Consider the following 17,467-nt stretch of genomic DNA (forward strand, 5'->3'; position numbering starts at 1 on the left):
GGCGCCGCGTGGTGCTCGTACCGGGCGGGCCGATGCTGATCGAGGGTCCGGTCGAGATCGTGCTCGCCGACGGGAGCACGATCGTGTCCGACCGCTTCGTGGTGGCCGTGTGCGCCTGCCGGCGCAGCCGCCGCTTCCCGATCTGCGACGCCAGCCATCGCCGCGGGCACCGGCGCGTTTAATTAACGCAGTGACGACCGGCCCGTGCGCCAGTGGGTCAGCAGGTGCTCGCTGAGACGGCTCTCCAGCAGTTCGGTCGCCTGGACGCCCAGCACCACGTCCGCCGCCAGATCGGGCTCGCGGGCGAGGAGGTCGCCGATCACGTCGTTCCGCAGCACCTGCTCGTGCACCGCGTCGGCCTCGACGTGCTCGGTGTAGAAGAGCGTGCAGCGCGGCCCTGCGCCCAGGCGTTCGAGGGCGTCCGCCATGCGCTGGGCGCTGGGCGAGGTGGTGATCTCGGCCGCGGCGAAGTTGCCGACCAGGGCGCCGCGCAGCGCCCGGTGCAGGCCGAACATCGAGATCATGTTCACCGTCGCCAGCGTCACGGCGGGGACGGCGTCCAGGTAGTGGCCGTAGGACGAGTCGAGGCCCGCGTCCCGCATCAGGTCCGCGAAGAGCCGCGCGTGCATCCGCTCCTCGCGTCCGCCGCCGTACTCGTCGAACTCCACCGCGACGAGCGCGGCCTTCGCCCGGCCGCGCAGGCGCGGGATCACCCACGCGTGCGGGTCGGCCTCCTTGAGGTGGTAGAGCGAGCGGTGGGCGAGGAACTCCCTGAGCTGCCACCACTCCCCCGCCTCCCGCAGGTGGCCTGAGACGCCCGTCTCCCCGGGGGGTTCGTCGATGACGTTCCGCAGCGCCGCCTCGACGTCGTCGCCGCCGGGCAGTTCGGCGCGCAGGGCGGACAGGAAGCGTCGCTCCATGACGCCGCGCAGGCGCAGCAGCCCGGGGTTCCACTCCCAGCCGGGGTCGACTCCCCCGAAGCCCTGGTAGTGCAGCTCGTAGCAGGTGTAGAGCGCGAGCTGGAGGTCCTCGCCGAACCCGTCGGCCGCCCGGCCGCCGGCTGTGGCCAGCGGGCCCTCCGAACGGTCGCGCAGCGCGGCGACGACCGCCTCCGACAGCGGGCCGCGCGGCGTGGGCAGCACGGCGGCCTTCTCCGCGATCCGGGCGTCGGTGATCATCAGCCTCCTCCTGTCTGCCGTACGAGCATGTCGACGACGCCGGGCAGGCCGTCCGCCGCGGCGTCGCGCTGGCGGACCGCGCCCGTACCCCGGTGCCGTACCTCTCTGACCAGGGCGTTCACCACCGCCTCGTCTCCGGCATCCTCCAGCGCGGGCCGTACGCGGACGAGCAGTTCGTCCAGCAGCCACGTCGCGGGGACGCGGCGCTCGTCGACGGGGTGGATGCCCGGCCCGTCGAGCCCGTGGCGGGCCGCGGACCAGAGGGCGGTGGCGCAGACCTGATCGGCGACCGGTGGCGCCTCGCGGCCCGCGGCGAGGTCGTCCAGGGCGGTGCGTACCAGGGCGCGTACGAGCGCGGCCTGCAGGACCGCCTCGTCGACCGTGGGCGCCGTGTCGGCCGCCCGTACCTCCACGGTGGGCAGCCGCGGCGAGGGCCGGGCCAGCCAGTAGGTCGTGGTCCGGTCCGCGAGGACGCCGAGGTCGACCAGCCGCTCCAGCCGCCGGTCGTACTCGGCCGCCGAGCCGGACCACGGCGGCACGCCGAACCCGGGAAACCGCGCCTGGGTCTGGACGCGCCAGCTCCCGTAGCCGGAGTCGCACCCCCGGTCGAAGGGCGAGTTGGCCGACAGGGCGAGAAGCGTCGGCAGCCAGGGGCGCAGATGGTTGACGACCGCGACGGCCAGCTCGGGATCGGGCACGCCGACGTGCACATGGCAGCCGCACGCCTCGTAGCCCGCCACCGCCCCGGCCAGGATCTCGCTGACCCGCGCGAAGTGCTCGCCCGGCATGAACGGGGCCGTGGGCCCGGCCAGCACCGGGATGCCGGTGGCGACGAGCCGCACCCCTTCGGCGACGGCGGCCTTGGCGAGGCATTCTCGCGCCTCGGCGAGCTGACCGCGCAGACCCGGCAGGTCGGAGCAGACCCCGGTCGCGGCCTCGACCTGCGTGGCGACCAGCTCGGTCTGAAACGCGGTCTCCGGGACGGCCGACGTCTTGATCGCGCGGGCCAGCACCGCGGCCGCCCGCGGCACCGTACGGCGGGTCTCGGTGTCGACGAGGAGGAACTCCTCCTCCACCCCCACCGTAAGACCGCTGATGTTCCCCAGCGCGCACCTCCCCGGCAACCGACCGCGGAGGGCCCGAAGCGACGCGCCCCTGGCCCCTGTGAGCAGCAAAAATGCTCCGTTGGCCTGATTCATGCCCGCAGAACCGGGCGCTGATGCGGTCCGGGGGTCCCGGAACGAGAGGCGGGCTCATGGGCGGAGCCTTTCGCGCCGGGGCGGGAGCCTGGGGGCGGCGCGGGCCATGGTGCGGGAGGGTCTCCTTGGGCGCCTGCCGGGCTTGGGCGCGGACGACCATCTGCGCCTTCAACCGGGCGCCGAGACAGCAGCCGCGAATCCCTGTCCGAAGATCCAGGGGCGTCCTCGAATGCGCGGAACAGGGGGCATGCCGCGCTCCAGCGCGGGGCGAGCCGACCGCTCCGAACCAGAGCCGAGGGCATGTCCAGCTCCTGACCGAAAGTCAGATGCCGGGCCGGCACGCGGCCGGCGCCGCCTCCAGGCCGTTGTCGGAGGCGGGCCGCGTCTTACGAATCCCGAAGACGCAGGCCGATCCGAGCCAGGGCCGAAGACATGTCCAGCTCCTGACCGAAGGTCAGCGGCATGCGGTCGGCGCCGTTCTCGGCCGGTGGAACGGCAGGTGGGCCGTGTCAGCGCAGGAAGACCGGGAGGCGGCTCGGGCCGCGGAGCAGGAGGGTGTCCTTCCAGTCCGGCTCGCCGGCCAGGCCCAGCCGGGGTGCCCGCCGGGCCAGGGCGTGGAAGACGATCTGGGCCTCCAGCCGGGCCAGGGGCGCGCCGAGGCAGAAGTGCAGGCCCTGGCCGAAGGCGAGGTGCCGGGTCGGCGCGCGGCCGATGTCGAACCGTTCGGGGTCCTCGAAGGCGGCGGGGTCGCGGTTCGCGGCACCGATCAGCAGCAGCACCCGTGTGCCACGGGCCACGGTGCGGGCGAGTGTCGTCTCCATCAGGCGGGTGAGCTGGGCGTGGGGTTCGCGTAGCCCGGCCGCGAGTGTCTCCATCGCGTCCGGGTTGCGCACCGCGTACAGCCAGAACTCCGCCTGCAGCGGGGCGAAGTCGGTGTCCTTGTCGGCGACCTCGACGAGGATCCGGCCGAGCGCCTTCGCCGAGTCCTCGATGCCGGCCTTCGCGTCGGCGTGGGCCTGGCTCGCCTCGTCGATCAGCGCACTGGACCGGGTGGTCAGCAGCTCGATGAACAGCTGCTCCTTGCCTCCGGTTCACAAACACTATTCAAATAGCGAACACTATGTCGAACAAGTCTGGACCAGCAGGTCCTGGACCAGCTGGAACCCCGCGATCGGGCGGCCGAACTGCTCGCGCTCCTTCGCGTACGCGAAGGCGAGCTCGCACGCGCCCATCATGACGCCGACGGCGAAGGTGGCGTTGCCGACATGGACGGGTCGACGCGGTTCATCTCCAGCGCGACGAACCCGGTCAGCAGGCTCCGCGCCCCGCGCGAGGCCGGCCCCGCGATGTCCGGCTCCGCGAAACCGGGAACGAGGTGGTGGGGGAACTCCGCCGCGCCCCGGTCGCCGGTCTCCTACCTCCCCTCAGGCGGGATGCTCGCCGATCCCCGGATGAGGGGCGGATGACGGGGTAGGCGCACCACTATGCGGATCGTCATCACCGGAGCCACGGGCAACGTCGGGACCAGCACCGTACGGGCCCTGGCGGCCGACCCTGCCGTCACGTCGCTCCTGTGCCTCGCCCGCCGTACGCCGGACTGGCAGGTCCCGAAGGCCGAGTGGGCGCGGGCGGACGTCGCCGAGACCGACCTGGTGCCGCTGCTGCGCGGCGCGGACGCGGTCATCCACCTGGCCTGGGCGTTCCAGCCGACCCACGACGCCGCGGCGACCTGGCGGACCAACGTCACGGGGAGCACGCGGGTGTTCTCGGCGGTGGCCGCGGCCGGCGTGCCCGCGCTGGTCCACGCCTCGTCGGTCGGCGCCTACTCCCCCGGCCCCAAGGACCGGGCGGTGGACGAGTCCTGGCCCACCGACGGCTGGCCGGGCGCCTCCTACACCCGCGAGAAGGCCTACCTGGAGCGCGTCCTGGACGCCTTCGAGGCCAGGAACCCCGGCTGCCGGGTGGTCCGGCTCCGGCCCGGTTTCATCTTCAAGCGGGAGGCCGCGCAGGAGCAGCGCCGCATCTTCGGCGGCCCGCTCGTGCCCACCGTGGACGTACGCCGGCTGCCGGTCGTGCCCGACGTCCCCGGGCTGCGCTTCCAGGTCGTGGCCGCCGAGGACGCCGCCGAGGCGTACCGGCTGGCCGCTCTGGGAGAGGCGCGGGGGCCGTTCAACATCGCCGCCGAACCGCCGGTCGGCACTCCCGAGCTGGCCGAGGCCCTGGACGCCCGGCCCGTACGCGTGCCGGCCACCCTCGTCCGTACGGCCGTGGCCGCCGGCTGGCACCTCAACCTGGTCCCGGCCTCGCCCGGCCTGTTCGACGCCGTGCTGCGGCTGCCGATCATGGACACGGCGCGGGCGCGTACCGAGCTCGGGTGGACGCCGCGGCGGAGCGCGGTGGAGGCTCTACAGGAGTTCTTCGCCGGGCTGAGCGCGGGAGAGGGCATGGACACGCCGCCGCTGGCCGCGCGTACGGGCGGCCGGGTACGGGAGTTCCTGACGAGCCGCCGGCTGTGACGGGTGGTGATCGATGGCGCGAAAGGGGTACAAGGTGCTACCTCCGTACCAACGACGGGAGACGATGTGGCAGATCACAAAACCGCTTTCGTACTCGGCGGCGGGGGCCTGCTCGGCGCGTACGAGGTGGGCATGCTCCGCGCGCTCACCGAGGCCGGCATCAGCCCCGACCTGGTCGTCGGCACGTCGGTGGGCGCGTTCAACGGCGCGTTCGTCGCCGCGGACCCGGCGAGCGCCGTCGACCTGCTGACCAAGGCCTGGCAGGGCGAGGGCGCGGGCTCGGTGTTCTCCGGCTCGTTCCTGGCCCGCATGTCCACGCTGGTCCGCTCGGGTACCCACCTGCACTCGACGAGCCTGCTGTCCACGGCGCTGGAGACGTTCATCCCGGCCGAGCGGATCGAGGATCTCGCGGTCCCGTTCCACTGCGTGGCCGCCAACATCGAGCGCGCCGAGGCCCGCTGGTTCACCCGCGGCCCCCTGGTCCCGGCCGTTCTCGCCTCCTGCGCCGTGCCCGGCGTCCTCCCGCCGGTCCGCATCGGCGAGGAGCACTTCTACGACGGCGGGCTCGTGCACAGCATCCCGATCGGCCGCGCGGTCCGCGAGGGCGCCCGGACGATCTACGTCCTGCAGGTGGGCCGGATCGAGAGCCCGCTCACCGCGCCGCGACGACCCTGGCAGGTCGGGCTGGTCGCCTTCGAGATCGCCCGGCGGCACCGCTTCGCCGAGGAGATGTCCGAGCTGCCGGACGACGTGACCGTCCACCTGCTGCCCACGGGAGGGGCGGGCCCCGGGAACGGCCTCTCCCAACTGCGCTATCGTGACGCGTCGCGTGTCGAGGACAACATCGAAAGGGCCTATGCGGCAAGTAGCGCCTACCTCGCGCGTGGCTGACCCCCTGGGAGCGGCCCTATGGTCCCGCCGCGTTTCGTACGGCGGCTGGTCTTCACGCCCCTGCTGATCGCCCTCGCGATCACGGCGGGCGTGCTCTCGCCGCTTCTCCTTCTGGTCGGGCTCCTCGCCTCTCACGGCCGGCACCGGCTGCTGCGGCTCACCGTGGTCGCGGTCGCCTGGATGGAGCTGGAGGTCGCCGCGGTCTCCGCCACGTTCGCGCTGTGGGTGTCCGGCAACGGCTCCCGGCGCGACCGGTACTACGACCTGTGCGGATGGTTCCTCGGCCGCGTGTACCGGATCGCGACGCGGGCCTTCGGGCTCGTCGTGGAGATCCAGGAGCCGCTGAACGCCTCCACGGACCGGCCGGTGATCGTCCTGAGCCGGCACGCCGGGCCGGGCGACTCGTTCCTCATCGTGCACTTCCTGCTCAACGTGTACGGACGCCGCCCGCGCATCGTCCTGAAGGCCGCCCTGCAGCTCGACCCGGCGCTCGACGCGGTGCTGAACCGGCTGCCCAACGCGTTCGTGTCCGGCAGCGGCGCGCCGCGCGAGGACGCGGTCACCGCGATCGAGCGGCTCGCCGCCGGCATGGACGGCGGCGACGCGATGCTGATCTTCCCCGAGGGCGGCAACTTCACCCCGCACCGCCGCGTACGCGCCATCCGGCACCTGTGGCGGCAGGGCCACCGGACGCGGGCGTCCCGCGCGCGGAGGATGGAGAACGTCCTGCCGCCGCACCTGGCCGGCACGCTCGCCGCGATCGAGGCCGCCCCCGCCGCCGACGTGATCTTCGTCGCGCACACCGGGTCGGACGACCTGCTCTCGGTCGGCGACGTCTGGCGCGCGCTCCCGATGCGCCGGCCCATGCGCGCCCGGTGGTGGCGAGTGCCGTACGAGGAGATCCCCGCCGACGGCCGCGAACGCTGGCTCTATGACTGGTGGGAGACCATCGACACCTGGATCGCGGACAACCGGCCGGTCACGGAGTAGCCCTCGCCACCGTTCCGCGCGGTCGAAGAACATTGCACAGCGCGGTCACAACGGTCAGACCGGTGCAAGGTACGGTCAACGCGGTCACAGAATGGACCAACCGGGCTACAGAGTCGTACCAGTCAATTTCCCCGGCCCCGGCGACGAGCGGCTCCGCACCGGCACGACGCCATCCCCGTGACGGCGAACACCGGCTCCACGCCTGGTGGCAGACCATTGACACCGGGATCCCCGCAGCGGAACAGTGCCGTGTCGCGGATGCCACCGTCCCGAGGTGATGGTTCCGCGACACTGGGTTAGCGCATCGTTCGTAGTACTTCTACCGAGCTAGCCCGGTAGAGACCGATAGGTATTGGTTGCGAAGCTTCTGCGTGGTCAGCCGGGAGACTGCCAGTCGGTGACGTGACAGAAGGGGAGTGTCATGACGGCCGCGCTTTCGTCCACCAGGGCCGGACGGGCTCAGGCAACCGTCCTGCCCGGGCACGGATGGCGGCTGAAGCCGCTGGCGGTGCGAGTGGCGTTGGTGTTGGCGGTGCTGGTCCCCGCGCTGGCCGAGGGTGGTCTCTGGGTCCGTCACCCACTGACGACCGTGGTGAACCTGCTGGTCGCCGCAGGGGCTGTGGGAGCGGGGGCGCTCCTGGCCGGCGACGTTCAGCAGCGAGTCACGGGCTATGCGTTGATCGCGTCAGGGGTGGTTCGTCCGCTGGGGTGGGCGGACGAGTGGGTGACGGGCCCGGGACCGCTGTACTCAGCGGTGTTCGGCTACTTATCGATCACTTTGACCGCGTGGGCGCTCCTGCGCTATCCCGGATCGTCGCTCGGCCGGTTCCGGCGCCGGTTCATGATCGCGCTGGCCTCGTGGCTGATCGGCGTGCCGGCGATCCAGGTGTGCGTCGCGCGGCCGGAGTGGGTCGGCGACGAGAACGCCACCTCGGCGACCTGGTGGCCCTACCTCTGGGTCAACCGCCCGGTGTTCGACCTGGTGACCCACGCGCTGATGGCCGGTTCGGCGCTGCTGGCGGTCGCCTATCTCGCGCTCATGGTGCGCCAGGTGGCCGTCGGCGGCCGGAGTGAGCGCGCCGTACGTCTGCCCGTCGCCGTCGCGGGCATGCTCGCCGCGGTGGTGTCGGGCTCGGTCCTGGTCGTGACCACCATCACCGGACCACACGAGGAGGTGTTCGCGATCGAAGGGATGGCCCAGTTGAGCGTGCCGATCGCGTTCCTGGTCTCGTTCGCCCAGCGGCGGCTGACGCGACTGTCGACGCTGGTGTCGGTGCTCGACACCACGAACCCGACGACCCACCTGCTGCGTCAGCTCTTGCGCCACAACCTGCGCGACCCGGGGCTGGACCTGCTGGTCTGGTCCGACGCCGACAAGAAATACCTCACGGTCGACGGGGAGCCCGCCGAGGCCCGCGCCTTCTCGCCCGGCCGCCAGACCATCCCGGTGCAAGGGCGGGCGGACCGCCCGCTGGCGCTGCTCGTGGTGGAGGCCGACGCGGCCGGCGACTCCGACCTGGTCGACGCCGCGGTGGCGATCAGCAAGCTCGCCCTCGAGAACCTCATGCTCTCGCGCCGCCTGCTGACCGCCGACTACGACGCGCGCCAGCTCATCGTGGCCGACCTGCACGACGGGGCGCAGAAGGACCTGTGCGCGCTGCGGGTGGCCCTGTCCAAGCTCAGCAGCGCCGACCCCGCGCGGCTGCCGGTCCTGGTGGAGGAGGCCGACCGGCTCGTCGCGGGCGCGCTGCACGAGCTGCGCGACCTGGCCCACGGCGTCTATCCGCACACCCTGACCCACGCCGGGCTCGCCGCGGCGATCGAGGAGACGGCCGACGGCCTCGACCTCATCGTCCACCTCACCGCGCCGGAACACCGCCTGCCGACCACGGTGGAGAAGACGCTGTACTTCTTCGCCAGCGAGGCGCTGACCAACGCGCACAAGCACGCCGGCACCATCCACATCGAGGTCGAGATCCGGCAGGCCGGAGGTGTCGTGGTCGCCGAGGTCCGCGACGACGGCGTCGGCGGGGCCGACGCCGAGGGCCCGGGTCTGGCCCGGCTGCGCGACCGCATCGAGGCGCACGGCGGCCGCCTGCACATCCACAGCCCCCACGGCACCGGAACCCGCGTGGTCGCGAGGATCCCATGCGTGTGATCATCGCCGACGACGTGCCCATGCTGCGGGACCTCTACCGCCAGAGCATCCAGGCCCTCGGCGTCGACGTGGTGGCCGAGGCCGCGACAACCGCCGAGCTGCTGATCCACGTCGGTGACCACCGGCCCGACGCCGTGCTGGTCGACATCAACTTCGGCGGCCACCACGGCCGTCCTCAGGACGACGACGGCCTGCACGCCGCCGAGCGGCTGCGCGCCGACGACCCGCTGCTGGGCATCGTGATGTTCTCGGTGCACATGACCCCGGCCTACCTGCGCCGCATCACCGCGATCGGCGACGGCACGCACATCGGCTACCTCGGCAAGGAGCGCATCAAGGACGCCCGTACGATCGTCGACGCCCTGGCCCGCGTCATCGCCGGCGAGACGGTCATCGACCGGACGCTGGCCGGGCAGATGCTGCGCACGCGCCGCGTCCAGGACCCCATGGCCCGGCTGACCGCCCGCCAGCGCGAGGCGCTCGAACTCCTCGCCCAGGGCCGTACGAACAAGGCCATCGCCGAGCAGATGAAGGTCGCGGTCCCGACCGTGGAGGCCTACCTCAGCGAGGTCTTCAAGGCCCTCGACATCCCGACCTCCCCCGACGACCACAAACGTGTCCTGGCCGTCCTGACCTGGCTCCGCAGCGCGGGCGCCCGGCCCTTCGACACCCGTGGTCACCAGGGCTGACCCGTGATCCGGCCGAGATGACCGCGCGTAGAGGAGTTTCGATGGCGCAGGCGATCGGCATCGATCTGGGCACCACCTACTCCGCCACGGCGGCGGTCCGGCCCGGCGGTGTCCCGGAGGTCTTATGGAACCGTGAGGGCGACCGCCTCACGCCCTCCGTCGTGCTGTTCCAGGAGTCCGGCCGGGTGCTCGTCGGCAAGAACGCCAAGCACGCGACCAAGAACGCGCCCGAGGACTGCGTGGAGTCCGTCAAGCGGTGGATGGGCGACCCCGGCTGGGTCTTCGCCGACTCCCACGGCGGCGTGCACGGCGCCGAGGAGATCACCGGCCTGATCCTGCGGCGGCTCGCCGAGGACGCCGCCGAGACGCTCGGCGAACCCGTCGGCGACGTCGTGATCACCGTCCCCGCCCACTTCGACGACGCGCGCCGCAAGGCCACCCAGGACGCGGGAGAGATCGCCGGCCTCAACGTGCTGCGGCTGATCAGCGAGCCCGCGGCGGTGGGCATCGCCTTCGCCGCGGCGGGCGCGGGGCCCGAGACGCTGATGGTCTACGACCTCGGTGGCGGCAGGTTCGACGTCACCGTGCTTCGGGTCGACGGGGACGATCTGACGGTCGTCGCCACCGCCGGCGACCGCGATCTCGGCGGCTCCGACTTCGACACGCTGCTCATGACGTACGTGGCCGCCGAGGTGTCCGCGCGGCGAGGGCCGGACCTGCTCGACGAGGGCCGGCACCAGGCCGGGTTACGGGAGAGGTGCGAACAGGCCAAGTACGCGCTGAGCCGTACCGACCAGACCCGGCTGTTCTTCAGCGACGCAGGCCGGAGCTACACGGTCGAGGTGACGCGCGAGCGGTTCGAGCAGATGGCCGAGGACCTCCTCGGCCGTACCTCGGTCATCACCGAGCAGGTCCTGGAGGAAGCGGGCCTGTCATGGGCGGATGTCGACCGCATCCTCCTTGTCGGCGGGTCGACGAGGATGCCGATGGTCCGCCGGAGGATCGAACGGCAGTCCGGCAAGGTCCCCGACATGACCGTGAACCCCGATGAGGCCGTCGCGGTGGGGGCCGCGATCCTCGCCACGGCGGAGATGACGAGGATGGCAGGGCTCCGCGGCGACACCCCGGTGACGAGCCCGCCGCGGACCGTACGGGACGTGACCCCCGCGAGGAAGGGCTCGATCGCCGGCCGTCGTCCGCCCGGGGGCGGTTAACGATGGGGCCGCTGCCGGCCGGCCTGGTCATGGTCTTCTTCTTCGCCCTGGCCTCGCTGGCCTTTCTGCAGATCGTCCGGTCCGTCGACCACCCGAGTCGGCGGCGGCTCTCGTCGACGGCGCTGCTGTTCAGCGTCTTCCAGTCGGCCGGTCTCACCCTCGGCGCCCTCTGCCTCGTGTCGCCGCCCGTGGCGTCGGCGGCGGGTTCGGCGGCGCTGGCGGTCGCGGTGCTCGTCAACCTCCGGATGGTCAGGCGCGAGTTCGCCCGGCGGTCACACCGGCCGATGGTGCCGCGCAACCGGCGGGAGGCCGCAGCGATGGAGTGGGAGTGCCGCATGGCCCTGCGGCAGGGCGCGCCCGGCCGGGTCCGCCCCGGCTGGACACGCCTCAACCTGGCCCGCGCCCTCGTGGTGCTCGCGCGCGAGGCGGACGGCTCCGGCCGGGCCGTCGAGGCGCGGGACCTTCTCGACGGGCTGCGCCGCGACACCTCGGTGGATCCCGACATGCTGTTCGACGCCTACCGCGAGCTCGTGGACACGATCGAGTTCACCGGTACGGAGGCGCTCTACGAGGAGACGCTCGACCGGCTGGAGGAGGCGGCCCGGCCGCTGGCGGCCGACATGCCGGCCCTCTACCACGTCGCCATCGCGCGGGGCGACCACGCGGCGCACCAGGTGTCCCGCAGCGGTTCCGAGACGACGAAGCGGTCCTTCCGGCTCCAGGCGCGCGGCTACTACGAGCAGGCGCTCCGCCTGGTGCGGCCCGGTTCGGATCTGGCCCTGGACGCGGAGACGCGGCTGGCGCTGATGCCCGGCCCTCCCGGTGAGTTCTGGCTGGACGAGCGGGTCGGCGTCTGGCGATCGCGCCTGCCGGGGCGCCGGGCCGATCGGGCCTCGGTCCGGTTCGTCCTCGCGTACCTGCTGCTCGCGCGGTTCGCCCGCGACGACAGCGAGCGCGACCGGGAGGAGGCCGTACGGCTGCTGGAGCGCCTCGCCCGCGGGAGGTCCGAGCTCCGTACCCACGCCGCCGAGCTGCTGCCCACCGCCCGCGCGTCGATCGCGTGGCGGCCGCGGGCCGGTACGGCCGAGGAGATCGGGGCCGCGTTCCGGCGGGCGTTCGACGAGCGGGCGCGAGAGTCGGTCGGCGGCCTCCAACGCGTCACCGCGGACTGGATCGCGTGGGCGATCGAGGAGGAGGACGTCGAGGAGGCCGCCGAGGCCTGCTGGCGGCGGGCGATGACGCTGCCGCCGCTCGTCCTGCGGCCGCACTCGTGGCGGCTGCGCGCGGAGACCGCCGCGCGGCTGGGCGGGAACGCCGCCGAGGCGGGCTTCTGGCTGCTCGCTGCGAGCCGCGTACGCGAGGCGGCGGTCGCGATGGAGTACGGGCGGACCGTCGCGTTCGGCCTGGCCACCGCCGCTCCCCCACCCGAGCTGGCCCGCCGGCTCACCGAGGCCGGCCGGCGGGATCTCTACACGGACTACGCCCGCGCCGTGGAGGCGGCGATCCGCCGGGAGTTCGGCATCGCCGGTCAGGACGAGGCGAGCGAGCGCCCGTGGGGCGAGATCGACCGGCTGCGGCGGGCCATCGCCGAGGTGCTCGGCGACGCGGAGATCCAGCCGCCGCTCGCCTACGAGGAGATCCGCGCGGTCGCCGTCGGCGGGCCCATCGTCTACCTCGGCGCGACCGAGCGCGGCGGATTCGCGATCATCGTACGGTCCGACGGCGAGCCGCAGGTCCTGCCGCTGCCCCGGCTGACCGCCCCGGAGGTCGCCGAGCGGGCGAAGACGCTGGCCCGGGTGGTCGAGGGCGCTCCCGACTCGGCGTGGGAGACCGCGGACGGGCCCGGTCAGGGGCTGTACCCATGGATGTGGTCGGCGGTGATGGAGCCGCTGACCGTACAGCTCGCCGGGCGGGAGGCCGCGCTGATCGCGACCGGGCCGCTGGGGGCGTTCCCGCTGCACGCGGCGGCGCCGACGCGCAACGCGCCGCCGGCGTCGGACTACCTCCTCCTGCGCCGCGCGCCGAGCGCCCGGCTGCTGCGCGACGCGCGTACGGCCGCCATGACGGTCTCCGCGCGGCCGCTCACCCTCCTGGCCGCCGACGTCCCGCACCCGGCGGACGGCCCCGACCTGCGCCTCGTCGCGTACCAGACCAGGGCGCTGCACGAGCGTTACGGCGCGCGCTGCGAACGGCTGCCGGACGCGACCCGGGCACAGGCGCTCGCCACGATCGGCCCGGCCGGGGCCTGGCATTTCGCCTGCGCCGTCCGGCGGGAACCCGACCTGCTCGACAGCCACTTCGCCATGGCCGACGGGCGGCTGACCCTGCGCGACCTGATCCTGCGCGACGGGAGCCACCGCCTCGCCGTCCTGTCGTCGCATGAGACCACCGCGCCCGGCGGGTCGATCGGCCTCCCCGACGGGCTGATGTACGCGGGCGTCGCGGCGGTGATCGCCTCCGCGTGGCGGGTGGAGGAGACGGCCACCGCGTGCCTCCTGCTGCGGTTCCACGAGCTCTGGCAGGGCGGGCGCGCGCCGCGCCGGGCCTTCGCCGAGGCGCAGTGCTGGCTGCGCAAGGCGACCAACGAGGAGCTGACCAGGTACGACCCTAACCTGGTCGCCGAGCCGCGGCTGGAGGCGGAGTCGCTGGCCCTGTGGCGGGCGCGGCGTCCCTTTCGCGAGCCCAAGTACTGGGCGGCGTTCAGCTACACGGGCGTCTGAACCGGGGAGTTGCCCGAAGTACGTCGGGTGGACCGCCCGTTGTCCCGATAATGGGCGCCATGAGTCGGTGGCGTGTTGTCTCGCTCGTGTTGAAAGCGGCATTGGTCGGGCTGCTGCTCTTCGCGCTCCTCCATCCGGACTGGGACCGCTTCGCGGCCAAGGCGATGGGGATCCGGGCGATGACCTATCCGCTCGCGGCGGTGCTGGTCCCGATCATCTGGTTCGCCTGGAGCCGGCTGCGCGGGCCGGTCCGGTATCCCTGGGACGTCGACGCGCTGATCGTGGCGCCGTTCGTCATCGACGTCGCCGGCAACGCCGTGAACTTCTACGACACGTTCACCTGGTTCGACGACTTCTGCCACTTCACCAACTGGGCGCTGCTGAGCGCCGCCGCCGGTGTCGCGCTGCGGCGCGGCCCGGTGATCCCGCGCTGGATGCTCGGGTTCACCTGCGCCGGGCTCGGGGCGATCGCGGCGATCCTGTGGGAGCTCGCCGAGTACTCCACGTTCATCATGAACACCAACGAGGTCGTCGACATCTACCGCGACACCCTCGGCGACGAGGCGCTGGGACTGGGCGGCGCGACGCTCTCCGGCGTCCTTCTCGCGATCTTCGCGCCCCGGAGGCCCGCCGACGTGCCGGTCGAGGTCAGCCCGTGAGCGCGGCGGGCCGCAGAGGCCTGCGCCGGGCGAGCTCGGAGTGGTACTCCCTGCCGATCCGCCCGGCGTTCTCTCGCAGGTAGTCCGTCAGCGGCGTCGGGCAGGTGGCCTCGCCCTCGACCATGACCAGCTCGGCCATCAGGCCGTCGATCTCGTCCCGGGTGAGCACGATGTCCCTGGTCACCAGCGACAGGCCGCGCAGCACCAGCGACACCAGGGCCGGTGGGAGGTGCACGGGGCGGAACGGCGACCCGATGGCGCGCGCGATGGTCGCGGCCAGGTCCTCGAAGCTGAACGACTCCGGGCCGATCGCGTCGACCACGGTGTCCTCGCGCTCGGCCCCGAGCCGTACGCACAGCTCGGCGAGGTCCTCGACGTGCACCGGGCGCAGCCGGTACCGGCCGTCGCCCGGGATGGCGAAGACGTAGAACTGCCGGAGCAGCCAGGCGATGTTGTTGAGCAGGATGTCGGGGCCACCGAAGATCACACCGGGCCGGACGATGGCGTACGGCAGGCCGCTGTCCCTGACGAGGTCCTCCACCGCGGCCTTGCCCCGGTAGTAGGCGTAGAAGGAGTCGGCGTCGGGGTTGGTGATGCTGAGGTGCACGACGCGTTCGACCCCGGCGCGGGCGGCGGCCGTCAGGAGCGCCTCGGTGTTGGTCACGGCCTGCGGGTGACTGGTCCCGCCCGGCTCGTACCGGGTCCAGTAGGTGTTGTAGAAGGTCGTGACCCCCGTGAAGGCCTCCTCCAGGGCGCCGGGGTCGGTGAAGCGGTATGGGAAGACCTCGATGTCGGCGTCGGGCGCCGGGTGGTCGGTGAGCGTACGGACCGTGTGGCCCGCCGCCTGGAGCCGGCTCCTGAGATAGGTTCCGGAGTATCCGTACGCTCCGGTCACAAGGTCTGTCTGGCTCATGACGCATCCTTCCCATCGCCCGATCCGCCGTGCCGCCGCTGACCCGAATCATACATACGTATGATTGGGCGACAAGAGGCCACCCGGGCCCGGCTGCTCCAGGCGACGCTGGAGGTGCTCGGCAGCCATGGCGTGGCGCAGACGACCTCGCGGGAGATCGCGGCCGCCGCCGGGGTGAACCTCCAGGCGATCACGTACCACTTCGGTTCGAAGGACGACCTCGTCGCCCAGGCGCTGGTCCACGCCGTACGGACCTGGATCGAGCCGGCCCGCGCGGCGCTGACCGGCATCGCCGGCGACCCGCTGCGCGGCCTGCTCGACACGATCGCGGCGCTACAGGAGGCGCTCGACCAGGCCCACGAGCATTTCCCGACTTATATCGAGGCGCTCGCGACGGCCTCGCGCAATGAGACGGTCCGCCGGCAGATCGTCGAGTTGCTCGCGGAACTGCGCGGCGCGCTCGCGACGAGCATCGGCGAACTTCGCGATTCCGGCCTTATCGCCTCATGGGTGGAACCGGAGCCGATGGCCGCACTCATCGTCGCGGCCGGCGACGGATTCGTGCTCCATTCGACGCTCGACCCGGACGGCTATTCCGCCGAGGCCACGCTGCGGCAGGTGGTCCAGCTGCTGCTCGCCGCGGCGACGGCCGCCGAGGAATGAGCATTCCGCGTCTCGCTTGTATAACGCCTCTTCACCGGTGAACCTCGGGCATATCCGCCCCGTCTCACATTGGGTGGACCGTTCTGCGGGGAGGGCGATCAAGTCATGCGCGTCGGCGACCGGTACGAATTGCTCAGCCGGCTTGGCCAAGGCGGAATGGGAACGGTCTGGAGAGCGCACGACGAGCTTCTCGGCCGCGACGTCGCCGTCAAAGAGGTGCTACTGCCGCCGGGGATGAGCGAGACCGAACGCGGTCAGCGCCACGCTCGTACGATCCGGGAGGCGCGGTCGGCCGCACGGCTCAGCCATCCGGGCGTCGTCACGGTCCACGACGTGGTCGAGCACGAGGGCCGGCCGTGGATCGTGATGGAGCTGGTCAGCGCACCGTCGCTGCAGGACGTGATCGACGCCGAGGGGCCGCTGCCGCCGCGGCGCGTGGCCGCGCTCGGCCGGCAGACGCTCGCCGCGCTGCGGGCGGCGCACGCCGCGGGCATCGTGCATCGCGACGTCAAGCCGAGCAACGTCCTGGTCGCCGGCGCGGACCGGGTCGTGGTGACCGACTTCGGCATCGCCGCGCTGGAGGGCGACGCGACACTGACCGGCACCGGTGTGCTCATCGGCTCGCCGGCCTACATCGCGCCCGAACGAGCGCGCGGCGAGCACTCCGGGCCGGCCAGTGACCTGTGGTCGCTGGGCGCCACGCTGTACGCCGCAGTGGAGGGACGTTCGCCGTTCGAGCGGTCCGGGCCGGTGTCGACGCTGGCCGCGATCATGGCGGAGGAACCGCCGCCGCCGCTCAACGCCGGACCGCTGACGCCGGTGCTGGCGGGCCTGCTGCGCCGGGATCCGGTGGACCGGATGACCGCGGCCGAGGCCGACCGGGTGCTCGGCCAGGTCGCCGAGGGGACACGGCCGCCGGCCGGCGACGGGTGGACGCTCCCGGTCGTACGGCGTGAGCTCACCGCGCCGGCCGATCTGACGCTGCCCGCCGCGCCCGTGCCTGTGCCTGTGTCGTCCTCGCGGCGGCCGGCGATGCTCGTGGCCGCGAGCGCGCTCGCCGGGGCCTTGGTCGTGGCCGCGTTCGGCGCGGTCTGGGTGCTCGGCCGGCCGTCCGCCGATGAACGGCCGCACACGGGTGCGTCCTCGTTCCGGCCGCTGGACGCGCGGACCACCCCGCCGGCCGCCGCGACCGGGGCGGCCGGTGTGGCCGGTTCCGCGTCGCCGGCGGCGGAGCACTGGACCACGCGGTCCGAGAGCGGCTTTTCGGTGCCGGTGCCCTCGTCGTGGTCGCGGCGCGTCGACGGGGACAACGTCTTCTACGAGGACGCGTCGACGCAGCTGCTGCTGCAGGTCGGCACGACCTCGTGGGACGCGGACCCCCAGACGCAGGCGCAGGCCGTGAGCGCGTCGGTCGCGCGGAGCTTTCGCGGCTATCGCGAGGCCGCGGTCACGCCGACGACGTATCTCGGCGTGCCGGCGGCCGACCTGCGGTTCGCCTACGACCGCTCGACCGGCACCGAACGCGTCATCGACCGTTTCTTCCGCATCGGCGGCCAGTGCTTCGCCATCTACTTCCGGATGCCGGCGGACCAGTGGGCGAACTCCTCGTCGTACCTCGACCCGATCTTCAATGGCTTTCACGTGGGCTGACCGTCGCCGCCCCGCTCCCCCATCGGG

At 72.7% G+C, this 17,467-nt stretch carries 16 protein-coding genes and 1 pseudogene; 12 read left to right on the plus strand and 5 right to left on the minus strand.

Going from position 1 to position 17,467, the window contains the following annotated elements:
• Window positions 1-32 precede the first annotated feature (32 nt).
• Window positions 33-182: a CDGSH iron-sulfur domain-containing protein gene (locus QWU11_RS14640; RefSeq protein WP_290108703.1), complete on the plus strand. Its 150-nt coding sequence runs from the start codon at window positions 33-35 to the stop codon at window positions 180-182.
• On the opposite strand, the gene QWU11_RS14645 is transcribed toward QWU11_RS14640, so the two are convergent.
• The 4 genes and pseudogenes from QWU11_RS14645 to QWU11_RS14660 form a co-directional block, all read right to left on the minus strand.
• The gene (locus QWU11_RS14645) at window positions 183-1,178 is read right to left on the minus strand and encodes an iron-containing redox enzyme family protein (RefSeq protein WP_290108652.1); all 996 of its coding nucleotides are present in this window, start codon (window positions 1,176-1,178) and stop codon (window positions 183-185) included. It abuts the gene before it with no gap.
• A complete protein-coding gene (locus QWU11_RS14650) occupies window positions 1,178-2,254 on the minus strand; it encodes a glutamate--cysteine ligase (RefSeq protein WP_290108653.1) in 1,077 nt (358 codons plus the stop codon). The genes QWU11_RS14645 and QWU11_RS14650 overlap by 1 nt, the downstream gene beginning before the upstream one ends.
• A gap of 632 nt (window positions 2,255-2,886) precedes the next feature.
• Complete coding sequence (locus QWU11_RS14655; RefSeq protein ID WP_290108654.1) at window positions 2,887-3,270, minus strand: cytochrome P450; 384 nt, start codon at window positions 3,268-3,270, stop codon at window positions 2,887-2,889.
• Window positions 3,271-3,495: 225 nt separating this feature from the next.
• A pseudogene (locus QWU11_RS14660) lies at window positions 3,496-3,624 on the minus strand (acyl-CoA dehydrogenase family protein); the annotation flags it as partial.
• An 18-nt stretch (window positions 3,625-3,642) separates the two neighbouring features.
• On the opposite strand from QWU11_RS14660, the gene QWU11_RS14665 reads away from it, so the two are divergent.
• From QWU11_RS14665 to QWU11_RS14705, 9 genes are all read left to right on the plus strand, one after another.
• On the plus strand, window positions 3,643-3,843 hold the full coding sequence (locus tag QWU11_RS14665; protein ID WP_290108655.1) for a hypothetical protein: 201 nt from the start codon (window positions 3,643-3,645) through the stop codon (window positions 3,841-3,843).
• Window positions 3,844-3,861: 18 nt separating this feature from the next.
• Complete coding sequence (locus tag QWU11_RS14670; RefSeq protein WP_290108656.1) at window positions 3,862-4,893, plus strand: NAD-dependent epimerase/dehydratase family protein; 1,032 nt, start codon at window positions 3,862-3,864, stop codon at window positions 4,891-4,893.
• A 66-nt stretch (window positions 4,894-4,959) separates the two neighbouring features.
• Window positions 4,960-5,784 (plus strand): patatin-like phospholipase family protein, encoded by an 825-nt coding sequence (locus QWU11_RS14675; RefSeq protein ID WP_290108657.1) that lies wholly within the window; start codon window positions 4,960-4,962, stop codon window positions 5,782-5,784.
• Between the two features lie 18 nt (window positions 5,785-5,802).
• Window positions 5,803-6,774: a 1-acyl-sn-glycerol-3-phosphate acyltransferase gene (locus QWU11_RS14680; RefSeq protein WP_290108658.1), complete on the plus strand. Its 972-nt coding sequence runs from the start codon at window positions 5,803-5,805 to the stop codon at window positions 6,772-6,774.
• A gap of 421 nt (window positions 6,775-7,195) precedes the next feature.
• The gene (locus tag QWU11_RS14685) at window positions 7,196-8,932 is read left to right on the plus strand and encodes an ATP-binding protein (RefSeq protein ID WP_290108659.1); all 1,737 of its coding nucleotides are present in this window, start codon (window positions 7,196-7,198) and stop codon (window positions 8,930-8,932) included.
• On the plus strand, window positions 8,923-9,621 hold the full coding sequence (locus QWU11_RS14690) for a response regulator transcription factor (protein WP_290108660.1): 699 nt from the start codon (window positions 8,923-8,925) through the stop codon (window positions 9,619-9,621). Before QWU11_RS14685 ends, QWU11_RS14690 begins: the two co-directional genes overlap by 10 nt.
• A 41-nt stretch (window positions 9,622-9,662) precedes the next feature.
• Window positions 9,663-10,835, plus strand: a complete 1,173-nt coding sequence (locus tag QWU11_RS14695; RefSeq protein ID WP_290108661.1) for an Hsp70 family protein — start codon at window positions 9,663-9,665, stop codon at window positions 10,833-10,835.
• A gap of 2 nt (window positions 10,836-10,837) precedes the next feature.
• Window positions 10,838-13,555 carry a CHAT domain-containing protein gene (locus tag QWU11_RS14700; RefSeq protein ID WP_290108662.1) on the plus strand — a complete coding sequence of 906 codons (2,718 nt, stop codon included), beginning with the start codon at window positions 10,838-10,840 and terminating at the stop codon, window positions 13,553-13,555.
• A 59-nt stretch (window positions 13,556-13,614) separates the two neighbouring features.
• Window positions 13,615-14,214, plus strand: coding sequence for a hypothetical protein (locus QWU11_RS14705; protein ID WP_290108663.1), 600 nt, complete (start codon window positions 13,615-13,617; stop codon window positions 14,212-14,214).
• Here the strand turns inward: QWU11_RS14705 and QWU11_RS14710 are convergent.
• Window positions 14,204-15,127 carry an NAD(P)H-binding protein gene (locus QWU11_RS14710; RefSeq protein WP_290108664.1) on the minus strand — a complete coding sequence of 308 codons (924 nt, stop codon included), beginning with the start codon at window positions 15,125-15,127 and terminating at the stop codon, window positions 14,204-14,206. The two genes, QWU11_RS14705 and QWU11_RS14710, sit on opposite strands and share 11 nt — an antisense overlap.
• A gap of 60 nt (window positions 15,128-15,187) precedes the next feature.
• Here QWU11_RS14710 and QWU11_RS14715 point away from each other — a divergent pair, with 60 nt between their 5' ends.
• A complete protein-coding gene (locus QWU11_RS14715; RefSeq protein WP_290108665.1) occupies window positions 15,188-15,790 on the plus strand; it encodes a TetR/AcrR family transcriptional regulator in 603 nt (200 codons plus the stop codon).
• 105 nt (window positions 15,791-15,895) lie between these two features.
• Window positions 15,896-17,440 (plus strand): serine/threonine-protein kinase, encoded by a 1,545-nt coding sequence (locus QWU11_RS14720; protein WP_290108666.1) that lies wholly within the window; start codon window positions 15,896-15,898, stop codon window positions 17,438-17,440.
• The last annotated feature ends 27 nt before the right edge of the window (window positions 17,441-17,467 follow it).

The sequence above is a fragment of the Actinomadura sp. DC4 genome (assembly GCF_030406325.1).
Classification (GTDB): domain Bacteria; phylum Actinomycetota; class Actinomycetes; order Streptosporangiales; family Streptosporangiaceae; genus Actinoallomurus.